The sequence below is a fragment of the Vibrio sp. AND4 genome, from assembly GCF_000171815.1.
Lineage (GTDB): Bacteria > Pseudomonadota > Gammaproteobacteria > Enterobacterales > Vibrionaceae > Vibrio.
The window spans coordinates 1-11,896 of sequence record NZ_ABGR01000004.1 but is presented as its reverse complement, the minus strand read 5'-3'; the positions used below and the strand labels follow the sequence as shown (position 1 = coordinate 11,896).

12 protein-coding genes are annotated in these 11,896 nt (G+C 43.2%); 8 read left to right on the top strand and 4 right to left on the bottom strand.

Annotated features, from left to right (window positions below):
• The first annotated feature begins 260 nt into the window (after positions 1–260).
• Positions 261–1,148: a LysR family transcriptional regulator gene (locus AND4_RS06960; RefSeq protein ID WP_009842236.1), complete on the top strand. Its 888-nt coding sequence runs from the start codon at positions 261–263 to the stop codon at positions 1,146–1,148.
• Positions 1,149–1,179: 31 nt separating this feature from the next.
• Here AND4_RS06960 and AND4_RS06955 read toward each other — a convergent pair whose 3' ends face one another.
• Positions 1,180–1,788 (bottom strand): response regulator transcription factor, encoded by a 609-nt coding sequence (locus tag AND4_RS06955; protein WP_009842235.1) that lies wholly within the window; start codon positions 1,786–1,788, stop codon positions 1,180–1,182.
• A 587-nt stretch (positions 1,789–2,375) separates the two neighbouring features.
• On the opposite strand from AND4_RS06955, the gene AND4_RS06950 reads away from it, so the two are divergent.
• The gene (locus AND4_RS06950; protein ID WP_009842234.1) at positions 2,376–3,362 is read left to right on the top strand and encodes a chemotaxis protein; all 987 of its coding nucleotides are present in this window, start codon (positions 2,376–2,378) and stop codon (positions 3,360–3,362) included.
• A 119-nt stretch (positions 3,363–3,481) separates the two neighbouring features.
• Here AND4_RS06950 and AND4_RS06945 read toward each other — a convergent pair whose 3' ends face one another.
• Positions 3,482–4,024 (bottom strand): type II secretion system protein, encoded by a 543-nt coding sequence (locus AND4_RS06945; RefSeq protein ID WP_009842233.1) that lies wholly within the window; start codon positions 4,022–4,024, stop codon positions 3,482–3,484.
• Positions 4,025–4,483: 459 nt separating this feature from the next.
• On the opposite strand from AND4_RS06945, the gene rarD reads away from it, so the two are divergent.
• Together rarD and AND4_RS06935 are read left to right on the top strand one after the other, a co-directional pair.
• Entirely contained in the window at positions 4,484–5,389 is a 906-nt protein-coding gene (rarD, locus tag AND4_RS06940; RefSeq protein WP_009842232.1) for an EamA family transporter RarD, read from the top strand.
• Between the two features lie 172 nt (positions 5,390–5,561).
• The gene (locus AND4_RS06935; RefSeq protein ID WP_009842231.1) at positions 5,562–6,101 is read left to right on the top strand and encodes a phosphatase PAP2 family protein; all 540 of its coding nucleotides are present in this window, start codon (positions 5,562–5,564) and stop codon (positions 6,099–6,101) included.
• Positions 6,102–6,313: 212 nt separating this feature from the next.
• On the opposite strand, the gene AND4_RS06930 is transcribed toward AND4_RS06935, so the two are convergent.
• Together AND4_RS06930 and AND4_RS06925 are read right to left on the bottom strand one after the other, a co-directional pair.
• Positions 6,314–7,678, bottom strand: coding sequence for an endonuclease/exonuclease/phosphatase family protein (locus tag AND4_RS06930; RefSeq protein WP_009842230.1), 1,365 nt, complete (start codon positions 7,676–7,678; stop codon positions 6,314–6,316).
• A 182-nt stretch (positions 7,679–7,860) separates the two neighbouring features.
• The gene (locus tag AND4_RS06925; RefSeq protein ID WP_009842229.1) at positions 7,861–8,754 is read right to left on the bottom strand and encodes a DMT family transporter; all 894 of its coding nucleotides are present in this window, start codon (positions 8,752–8,754) and stop codon (positions 7,861–7,863) included.
• A 160-nt stretch (positions 8,755–8,914) separates the two neighbouring features.
• On the opposite strand from AND4_RS06925, the gene AND4_RS06920 reads away from it, so the two are divergent.
• The 4 genes from AND4_RS06920 (at position 8,915) to AND4_RS06905 (ending at position 11,890) form a co-directional block, all read left to right on the top strand.
• A complete protein-coding gene (locus tag AND4_RS06920) occupies positions 8,915–9,367 on the top strand; it encodes an NUDIX domain-containing protein (RefSeq protein ID WP_009842228.1) in 453 nt (150 codons plus the stop codon).
• Positions 9,368–9,380: 13 nt separating this feature from the next.
• A complete protein-coding gene (locus AND4_RS06915) occupies positions 9,381–9,935 on the top strand; it encodes a GNAT family protein (protein WP_009842227.1) in 555 nt (184 codons plus the stop codon).
• Between the two features lie 3 nt (positions 9,936–9,938).
• Positions 9,939–10,349, top strand: coding sequence for a GNAT family N-acetyltransferase (locus tag AND4_RS06910; protein ID WP_009842226.1), 411 nt, complete (start codon positions 9,939–9,941; stop codon positions 10,347–10,349).
• A gap of 128 nt (positions 10,350–10,477) precedes the next feature.
• A complete protein-coding gene (locus AND4_RS06905) occupies positions 10,478–11,890 on the top strand; it encodes a coniferyl aldehyde dehydrogenase (RefSeq protein ID WP_009842225.1) in 1,413 nt (470 codons plus the stop codon).
• The last annotated feature ends 6 nt before the right edge of the window (positions 11,891–11,896 follow it).

The following is an 11,896-nucleotide window of genomic DNA, read 5'->3' as shown; positions in this document are numbered from 1 at the left end:
TTGGCGTTTCTTATGAGTACCCAATCCCCATTTAGCACCATGGGACAGTGGGAGAGTGGATCAAGATTGAGACAATGTCTTAATCATAAAAATCACTGAATTGTCACTAAATGGCGTTAATAAAGTTTGATAGACTTGACCATACCGTTTCTTTGGTCTTCTATAGTAAAGCAGCTTATCAAAAGGCTGCTTTTTTATTTTTAGTCTAAATAAATTATAAAAACATTACTTAGTCATTGATTCTGTTTGGTATCCACGTTGTGAATAAAGATCTCGATCTAAATCTTCTTAAAATTTTGGTGCTACTAGAACGACATCGTCAACTTAAACCTGTCGCTAAAGCATTGGGAAAAAGTGAAGCTTCTATTAGTAAGTACCTCACCCGCTTGCGAGCGCAGTTAGAGGATGAACTGTTTATCCGACACGCCCATCATTTTGAGCCTACGAATTATTTAAAGAGGAAATTACCCGAAATTACCAGTGCACTCGATCAGTTAGAGACATGTTTGATCAGACGTGAGTTCGATCCCTTGTCTTATGACAGGAGTATCACTATCTGCTTGCCGCAATCCGCTCAACAATCTTTTGGTCATCTACTTTTAGATGATCTGATGAAGTTGTTTCCGAACGCGTACGTTAATGTCGCAACCAATGCTGACAGCACTGTTGATGACCTCCTTGGAGGTAAAGTTGATATACAGCTTCACTACTTTAATGAAGAGTACCCAAAATCCATTCATCAACAGTTTATTGGTCATACTCGAGCCGTAATCGTGGTGCCAGATGAATTAGGTATTACAGAATTAGAACAAGCCTGTCAGCTTAAATTTATTCTGCTTGAGATGGCAGGTTGGAAGGATAGGGAGCAAGTTACCAAGCGCGCACTTGAGGAAAGTGGGGTGAATATTGATCGAGTTGCCACGATCGGGAACATTACCAGTTTGCTCAAGGTAATTAAGATGAGAGGCGCTGCGACGATTTTGTTGGAGTTTCAAGAACCAATCAAAGGCTTCCATTATATCCCGGTCCCCGAAACTTTTTATCTTCACGGACTCCCGAAAGTGGTGGTACAAATGAAACAAACACATCGTAACAATTCAATGCACCAGCTGTTAACTGATGCTATCGCCAAGTATGTGATTACTTAATTATATTGTTAGAGTTGCGTAGATTGGAAGGCTAACGACAAAGGTTCTTAGGTTCTGCTTGGTCAAGAACGTTCAGAAGTTCGACCACAGATGCTGCATGGTATTTCTTTAAAATTCTTGTTTTATAAGTACTGATAGTTTTAGCGCTCAATGAAAGGTGTTCAGAAATTCTCTTATTTGAGTAACCTTGCGTGAGGTAATGAAATACCATCGCTTCACGATTTGATAAGCCAATGTTGCTCGATGATTGGTTTGGCGTTATTTTGAAAACAGTATATCCCCGCATTACGCTAACAATGGCATCCATAATGGTTGATTTTGCTTCATTTTTACTTAGAAAACCATGTGCACCCATTTCATAAGCAGCTTTAGATAAGCTCGAATAATCGCTAGAGGAAATAAATATAATTTTACCTTGGTAGCCTGTCGCTAATATGTTCATTGCCAGGCGCATACCATCTTTGCCACCTAGCACTACATCCAAAATAACCAAATCAACAGCTTGGTTACGAATGATCTCCATAATTTCGGAGCTATCTGTTGATTCCAGAACATTACTGGGCTGGAAAACGGTTTTAACTAAAGAAGCTAGCGCTTCGCTATATAACGGCTGGTTGTCGATAACAAGAGCGTTATTCATATTTGTGCCTCAACTTGCGTTTGAATTTTATTTGCCACTTCCGTTCAGCACTATTTTTTATAGACTTAGATATTTCTTACAGATTTGTATTGTAGGAAAAATCTGTAACCAGTTGTTGAAAATGAGAATTTCAATTTTCGAAATTCACCGTCTCATTATTGCGATATCGATAGATTAAATAGTCTATAAGCAATAAGTTAGTTCATAAAATAACCACTTGGAAAGTTTGCTTTCCTCGATTGGTTATTACGCATTCTGATGCTTATTATAATGACGGTAATGAAGTATGAGTGTTTGAGATAACGATTTTCAGGCCGAGCGCATTAATTTAAGACTAAACTTTTTTTCTTATCGGCCGCTAATACCAAAGACGCCTTTTTATATTGACTGCTTAGCTGTATTTTTGTGCAAAAGTAGAACGAAATTTTAGTATTTAATATAGAAATGTGCAGTCCGCATCCTTTTGGTTATTTACAAACTCTGTCTCAAAGATTACAAAAGGATTCTCAAAAATTTTCGCCTATGAAGTGATTCTTTGTGGCAAGGCATCAATCTTTTTATGATGCGTATTTTGGATAATTGGGTTTATGAGCAACGTAACCAGTACTATTCTAACTGAAAGTGGCACCAATGAACTTGAAATCATTGAGTTCCATTTAGAAAAAAAATTGCCAGATGGCAGCACGAAGACATGTTATTACGGTATCAACGTCGCTAAAGTGCGAGAAGTGATTCGCGTACCGGAGACGACTGATTATCCGAATGCGCAACCTCATATGATCGGTGTTTTTTCGTCGCGCGACGTACTCACTCCCCTTGTTGATCTTGCGGGGTGGTTGGGTGTACCTACTCGTTCTGACCTCGAGAGTAAATTTGTTATCGTTACCGACTTTAACAAGATGACTAATGGCTTCTTGATCGACAGCATTTCGCGTATCCACCGTATTTCTTGGAATGATGTGGAATCCCCAAGCCAATTTTTAGAGGCTGGAGAGCAAGATTGTGTTGTTGCCGTTGTCCGTAAAGATGGCAACCTGATTATGATTTTGGATTTTGAGAAAATCATTGCAGACATTAACCCTGAACTGAGTATGGAGAAGTACGACGTGATGGGAGATAAGTCGGTCGATCTTAATCAACGTATGGTCGGTAAGCGCAATGCGAAGACGATAATGGTTGTTGATGACTCCGCGTTTATTCGTTCTATGATTCAAGAAACACTAACGTCAGCTGGTTACAACGTCATCACATGCAAAGATGGTGGCGAAGCGTACGAGAAGTTGATGGATCTCATCGAAGTCGCCAGAAAAGAAAATATGCCGGTTAGTGAGTTACTTGATGCTGTTGTGACTGATGTGGAGATGCCTCGTATGGACGGCATGCATTTAGTCAAACGACTGCGCGAGTCTAAAGAATACGACGAAATGCCTATCGTGATGTTTTCTTCGTTAATGAGTGAAGATAACCGTGTGAAAGCATTATCTCTTGGCGCCAATGACACCATCACCAAACCAGAGATTGGTCGTATGGTAAATATGATGGATAAGCACGTATTTAATCTCGCTCCAGTGTAAGGAAACGAAAAAGGCTGCCAAATTGGCAGCCTTTTTTCTTTATTGAGAGCAAGATAAGATCATTGAGAGCAAGAAGATGATAAGGCCAAGGTAAAGTTATTAAGGCCAAGGTAAAGTCATTAAGAGCAAGGCAAAATTTCTAACGTATACCCGTCACCTAGATTTGCTGGAGGCGTATATTTGATTGTGCACTGAGTCGAGTCGGATCTTTCGTCGTCTCTTGCATAAATGTAAGTCGTGAGTTCATTTTTATTAGACTCGATATGCCAATCACTTTTTCCGTGTTGAGCGCTTAATTCTGGTACGAGAATGCTCAGGCTTGATTCATCGGCATCAGCATAACCGTAGCGGAAAGCGCAATGCTTACTTCCGTTGATTTCGCAGCCGGGAAATGGAAGGCTCATTGCGGGGATAGTGGGCGTTTCGCTGCTGTCAGAATTCATGTTCGAGACGTAACGATATTCTGCTAAACCATCAGCCACCATCTTCCTGTAGCCCATCCCTAAGCCTGATGCTATCGCACCTTTCATTCCCTCTAAGTGTGCCTCGCGGGCGTCATCTTGAATGTTTAAGAAGCGTGGCGCAGCGGTGACAGCAAGAATGCTGACAAATACGATAACTGCAACAAGATTAATTAATGTAAAACCTGATTTTCTTTTCATAAACCATTTTTAAGTTAGTTTGGTTCGATAGCCTAATGCTCTTGCATTCTGTGGAGCGGTAGATTTCTGAAATCCATCCATCTAGACATCTTTCGTTACTCGATCTTTACTTACTGGACCGTCAGCTACTAGGGTGCCAACAGTGAATCTTTATGGTGGTTCGACCCTAAATAGGGGGATTATAACTCTATATTTTCCTTATCGATACTATTCGTTTTACAGATGGCTCCAAGTAACTTCAGGGTGTGCTGCATTGAAAAGAGGATACACAATCTTCAAATATTCAGATTTTGCTACATTTTGATTGTTTTTCTTGAGGGTTTGTTGAATCCTACGCGGGGTGAGAGTTTCAGCAGTGATTCAGTGCTTTGTCATGCACCGCTGATCTGTGCTCTCAAATTCACCTTACAAACCGACTTAACGCGACAAAATCGCGTCACTTTTTAAGTTGAGCGAGTTATGAACAACAACCTTTACGGCAACTTAATGGCTGCATTGTCCTTTGTGATTTGGGGATTGTTGCCTATTTACTATCGCTTTCTACCCAATGCATCGATGGACGAATTGTTGGCGTTACGTGTGATTGGATCGGTGCCTGTAGGAGCTGTTATCGTTCTGGTCGTAACACGTCATATGCCGAAATGGTCTGCGGTTTGGCAAGATAAGAAATCACTTTGGTATACGTATGTCGCCAGTAGCCTTATGTGTATTTCTTGGGTTGCCTTTACCTGGGCGCTCACGAATAACCGAGTGATTGATGCAAGTTTGGGTTTCTTTATTGGTCCGCTTGTTTCTGTCGCACTGGGTGTGTTTATTTTAGGCGACAAGCTATCTAAAGGGCAGTTTGTTGCGATTCTTTTGGCGGCGGTTGGCGTCTTATATCAGGTTTTCCAGTACGGCCAATTACCGCTGGTGGCGCTGACAATGGGGTTATTTTTCTCTCTATATGGTCTGTTTAAGAAGAAGATTAACTTTGATTGGAGTACAACACTGTTTATTGAAGCATTAGTGTTAACGCCAATTGCCCTTGTTTACCTCATAGTTAAACAATTAACGGCAGGAGAGTTGGCTTCTATGGTCGATATAACAACCCTCATGCTCTATTTAGGCAGCGCTCCGGTGACGATTCTACCGCTGATTTTCTACTCAATCGCAATTCGAATTACAAACTTGTCTACGGTTGGGCTCATGCAATACATTGAGCCAAGCCTACAGTTTGTGTTGGCGGTTATGGTTTTTGGTGAGCTATTTGATAGCGTAAAAGCGGTGACGTTTGCTTTTATCTGGGTTGGTCTTTTGTTTTCGATTTTTGAAGGGGTAGCCAAGATATCAAAACGAAAAAGACTTGCTGACCACACAATGTAGTCAACACAACCTCTAGATTGATAGTGCTAGCTTGTACAGAGCAAGTTAGCCCCCCGATGTTGTTGTTTAGATTTCACGATCAATTCACGTTTCAACGGTTACAGTACCCAGTTGAATAGCGCCGAGTGCTATCATGATTTCACGAATATATAAATTCTAATTGGTTGTATTAATGAATAACGTTGTACGTTTAATTGGTTTCGTCTCTATTTTTAGTGCTCAGTCTGTGAAAGCGATGAGTGACCAAGATTGGGATGTGCTCACCGATATCGGTGCCTATGGTTTAGTGGCAACAGCGGCGGCAGTCCCAGCATACAAAGGGGATTGGGAAGGCTTTTGGCAAGCTGGGTTTAGTATTGGTGCTGCATCAGGAATCGGTTTGATTGGCAAAACAACAATCGATGCCGAGCGCCCTGATAAAAGCGGCAATGACAGCTTTCCTTCAAACCATACGGCTAACGCTTTTGCTTCGGCGACTCACCTTTATTTACGTTATGGATGGGAAGCGGGCTTTCCTGCATACGGTGTGGCGGCGTTGGTTGGTGTCGGTCGTGTAGAGGCAAAGAAACATCATTGGCGAGATGTACTTGCTGGTGCAGCCCTTGGTACTTTGAGTGCGTATGTATTTACAGATGCATACGATGACAATGTTCAGCTTGTGCCTTGGGTGACAAATGAAGATATGGGTGTTTCATTGACGTACCGCTGGTAGTCTAAATCAGCGATGGTCGTAATAAACAGTCGCCCTGATAAACAGTTCCCTTAACAAGTAACGGTTTTAGAAAAAACAGCAGCTTAAAAAACAACTTCGTTAAAAAACAATGGCCTTAAAAAAACGGCTTTATCCAAAAACTGCCTTAACCAACAAAAGCCCCGGCATGAACACCGAGGCTTGATTGTATCTGAATTCAAGATGCGTTGGATTTAAAATTGCGCTTTGATCCAAACCATACGGTGGTCAGAAGACACATCTTTGCCATTGCCGTATTTGCCGATACGACTGTCGTTAAACAGCTTACGACCTATTTCATATGATGCCGCCCAGTAAACCCCAGAATCGACAATATTTAGGTTTGCTGATGGCATTGCGTAGTCAACACCAAGACCAAACGTAGACGTGATGCGATTTGGAATTGGGTGAGTTGAGTTTTTATCCACCGCGTGTTCTGCGGCGCCATAGCTAGTTGGGTAGAGCTCACCATTCATCACATCTTGGTTTACCAATGGGTCATTGTGAAAAGCTTGCATGATGTCACTAAAGCCATCGCCATCCAGTGGGTCAAGGTTTTGGTCGCCCATCATCACAAACTTCGCACCGTCAGCAAGGCCGCCTTTGTTGCCCGCGTCATCGTAAAAATAATCTTTGCCTTGTACATAGTGATGCCAAAACTCAACTTCGGCACCGTTTTGTACTTTGTTTTTGCCCGGATCGAATACTGGTGGCGTAGGGTGAGACATCAATAGGTGAATCACTTCATCACCATTTTCGGTAGGGATGATAATTGGTGCATCGACATGGTTTTTAGAGGAGAGGCGGACGACATCCCACTCTTGAGGCGTATACCAATCGTCACCACATTTCATGCCATCTGGGATCGTTTGTGAACCATCACAAATGGTAATAGTGGGGGTCACCGCACCTTCCATGTCTTTCCATTTAAACGCTTGGAAAGTACGAGTGTTTGCCGTGTCTATTTCGTATCTAGACATTAACGCGAATGCGTATTGACCGTGGTAAAAGCCAAAGCCCCAAGCATCACCAGGAAGCTGACTGGCAATGCCGTTGTTGTCCAGGTCAAGGCCGCTATTCAGACCAGTGTTCGTCGCGTAAGACTCAGTGTAAGGGTACTCGATTGGCTCCAGATCAGCTGTTCCGCCTGCGCCTTCAAGGCTTTGTGCTACGGATAAGTAGTTTTTCTGGAAGCCTTCTAACGCCACTTTATCTTTGCCAGTGCCATCGTTATTGTATTCCGCCATCATAAGAACATCTGGGCGGTTCTTCTGAATAATGGCTGCAACATTTCGGATTTGAATGACTTTCTCTGCCATCGTTTTGTCTGCGTCTGCAATACTGCCATCAAGGTAAGCGGTAACAAGTTCAGTTTGCTTTGCGGGTTCAACTTGCATTTCTGCAACGAGGTCTTCAAAAGTACTGCGATCAAAGGAAAGGTTATACGTGGCAATCTTCACGTCTTTAGGCTGCACATTGACGTATTCAGTGTCGTCGTTGCAACCACTTAATAGTGCGGTGCCAATCAGGAGAGCAAGAGGTGTTTTAATGTATTTCATTAGTACGCAATACCTTATAATGGAGTTCGCGAAAATACTAAAGTTATCATTACGCTTTGTAAGCGATCAGAATCACACAAACGATTGCCTGGTTACAAAAATGATCAATATTTGTGTGATTCATACAATATTGGCATCACTCTCAATGGCAAGAGTTTGCTTCGGTATATCAGCGTAAATGCCTATCGTCTTAATAACCTGAAATGCTGACCAAAGGCATTAATCAAGGCCCCGGAGACAATGATCGTGCCCCCTAGGTATGTCCAGAAAGAGGGCTGTTCACCAAAGAAGATAAACCCTAAAACAACAGAAAAAATAATCTGTACGTATGAGTACGCTGAGGCTTTGCTGGCATTTTGAGTTTGCATCGCCTTCGTTAACCCCAGTTGCCCGATCTGAGTAAACACGCCGATCAAGATCAACATGATAGTTAGGTGTAAATCCGGCATCACGAATTGATCACCCATCAAAAGAATCGATGCAGGTAATGCGACGAGCGGGAAGTAAAAAATAATGACGGAGCTGTCCTCTGTTTGGCTGAGCTTACGTACAATCACATACGCCACAGAGCTACCTAGTGCGCCGATGATAGCGATCATCACACTCAACAGGGGTAAGGCATGTTCGGCGTCTGGTCCTGTTTCTGGCCTCACCAGTATGTACAGGCCGAGTAAACACAGAGCAATACAAATAAATGTAGAGAGCTGGATGCGTTCTTTAAGGAAGAAAACGGCAAGTAAGGCAGTAAATACAGGGTGAATGTACTGGAAAATGGTGGCTTCTGCTAATGGGAGCGTCGTCACCGAGTAGTATACACATACCAGGGCAACGGTGCCCACAGCGCCGCGAGCAAAGAGCAGGGGCTTATTGTTACCCCAGATGGAGATGCCTTTGCGCTTGACATCAAGATAGCTGATCACCAACGAAACGAGCGCTCGGGCAGCAACAATCTCAAATAAAGGAATGCCATACAAGCTCACGTGTTTTACCGTGGCGGTCATCAGTGCGAAACCAAGAGCAGACAACACCATAAAGCGTGCGCCAATGGGGATCATAGAATTGAGTGAATTTTGCATCTTACAGCTCGTTTGTTGCGGAACAACGCATTTTAACATACTAATTTAATTAAAAGTTCAGTAACTTGTCATTGAAATACTAAGGCTTTTTAAACCGAGTTAAACTGTTGCTGTCTGACTAAAAATAACAAATGCACAATACCACTATGAGGAGAAGATTATGATTCCTATCCAAGCCACGCATGTTTCTGGTGTGGTGATTTCTGAATTTGACGGCATAAAAAAAATGCTGTTACTGAAGCGAGTAAAAGGCGGCTATTGGTGTCATGTTGCTGGTGGCATCGAAGAAGGAGAAACGGGCTGGCAAACTATTCTACGAGAGCTAAAGGAAGAAACACAAATCGACGGTGTAGAACTTCACAGCGCGGATTTTCTCGAACAGTTTTACGATGCGCACAACAATCGAATCATGGTTCTTCCTTGTTTTGTGTTGTTCTGCAAACCGAATCAAGCGGTGTCGCTCAATCACGAACACACTGACTATCATTGGTGCTCATTGGAAGAAGCAAAGCAGCTTGCCCCATTTGCGAATCAACATCACCTTTACGATCACGTGTGGAAGTACTATGTTGAAAACAAACCGACGCCATTCACTTTGATTAAGCAAAGCTAAACACGGACTCACTATGTATCAGGGTTATGAACGACACCAAGCGCTGCTCATTTCGCCGAGTATTTCAATTGAGCCCTTGAGCACAAAGCATGCTGTCTCTTTACTCTTGGCGGTTAATGAAAGTCGAGAAAGCTTGTCTCAATATCTACCTTGGACAGATTGGGTTACCAACCGTAGAGAAGCGGTGGCGTATATTTCTCATCGAATCTATTCAAATGCACTCGATGCTTACTGGTTTGCGTTAAATTTGAATCAAGAGTTTGTAGGTGTGCTTGGTGTCAAAGGCCTAGATATACAAAGCAAAACGACGGAAATCGGCTACTGGTTAGCGGAGAAGGGGCGCGGTTATCAAATTATCGATCAGGTCCTGATGATTTTGGTTCCACTGATTCGAGAGAAAGGAAATGTTAATGTCATCCAATTTCATTGTCTCGAAGGCAACATTCCAAGCATCAAAATTGCAGAGCGAGCGGGTGCCACACTAAAGGAATACATAGATCATGACTTTGAGACGCTCGATGCCAGTCAGCGTTTGGGTATTTATGAATTACGTTTGGGAGAACCATAAATCATGAACATCACAATAGACAAGATCACTTGGCAAGATGCGATGCCAATTCGTCATCAAGTATTATGGGCGAATAAACCCATTGAGCATTGTAAAGTCGAAGGGGACGAAAAAGCAGAGCACATAGGCGCCTTTGTCGATAACGTATTGGTTGGTGCTGCGTCGATATACCGAGATGACAATCAAGCTCGACTGCGCAAGTTTGCTATTTTGCCAGAGTTTCAGGGGCGGGGCGTTGGAACATCCATGATTCTGTATGTGTTAGAAAACTTAAAGTTTTCACCTGTTGAATATTTCTGGTGTGATGCGAGAGAGTCCTCGCGGGCTTTCTATGAAAAGTTTGGGATGCATGTTGAAGGCGAGCGCTTTTATAAAGAAGATGTTCCTTACTACAAAATGAGGCTCACGCTTTAACTAAAACAAGTCTGAGTGCGAACTCTAACTTCCTTATTGCGTTAATAGGAAGAGTATTGCCCTTGTGTTAACTTTGCATCGTACATAAGTGCGACATTACTCTTTATCGGGTGCACAAGGAGAAAAGCATGAACGCGATCGTCGATGTAGAGATAGGCCATTTGCTGCAACAAAAATTGGATAAGCTCAAAACGGCATACAACCAAGAACCTTATCCAAGCTTGGCGCTGAGAAAGCAAAAGCTTAACCTTCTCAAGCAGACTATTTTGAATCATCAGCAGGTGCTGGTGGAAGCATTAAGTGCTGACTTTGGCTACCGCTCTGAATTTGATTCGGCGATGACGGACGTGCTGCCGACGGTTGCTCAAATCAACTACACCCTAAAGCGCCTCAATCGTTGGTGTCAACCAAGTCGTCGCCATGCTGGTTTGTTACTTGCCCCCTCTAAAGTCACCGTTGAGTATCAACCTGTTGGTGTGGTGGGGATCATCTCTCCTTGGAATTTCCCCGTTATTCTCAGCTTATCGCCATTAGTGACGGCACTGGCTGCTGGTAACCGAGTTATGATCAAACTCAGTGAATTCACACCGATGACCAACAAGGTCATTTCCGAGATTTGTCGAGTATTGCCTGAAGATATAGAGGTTGTGGAAGGCGAAGCCAAAGTGGCTCAAGCATTCAGTCAATTACCGTTTGATCACCTACTGTTTACTGGTTCAACCAATGTTGGCCGCGCGGTGGCCCGAGCCGCGGCGCAAAATCTCACGCCTATTACGCTGGAGCTCGGCGGTAAGTCACCAGTCATCGTGGCGGGGGATGCAAACTTAAACAAGGCGGTTGATGCCATTCTGTTTGGTAAATGCATTAATGCTGGGCAAATTTGTGTTGCGCCAGATTATGCCTTTGTCCCAGAGGGAAAAGTGAAAGAGTTTGTCGCGCTCTTCCTGCAACGTTTCGAAGAGCTGTACCTAAAAGGTCAGAAGAGCCAAGGCTTTACACATATCATCAACCAGCGTCAGTACGATCGCTTAAAGGCGATGCTAAAAGATGCAAAAGACAAAGGCGCCGAGATCCATACTGTGCCAGAGATAAGCACAGAAGGGCGACGATTGTACCCTCACTTGGTTACTCATGTATCGGAAGAGATGACGATTATGCAGGAAGAGATTTTTGGTCCTTTTATGCCCATCAAGCCTTACCGTGATATCCAAGACGTCATCAGCTATATCAACCAGAATCAACGCCCACTAGCACTCTACATTATGTCAGATGACAGGCGCACTGTAGAACACATTACCCGTCACACTCACAGTGGTGGGGTTGGAGTGAATGATACCGTCTTACATGTCGGTGCAGAAGATGCCCCATTCGGTGGTATTGGTGAGTCTGGTATCGGTCACTATCATGGCGAGGAAGGGTTTAGAACATTCAGTCACGCCAAAACCATTCTTAATACTCCGACATGGCTACCACGTGTGGGCATCTTGATGGAAAGACGTAGTATGGCAATCAAAGCGCTGCAAAAATTCTTTATGCGCTAAGCGGTG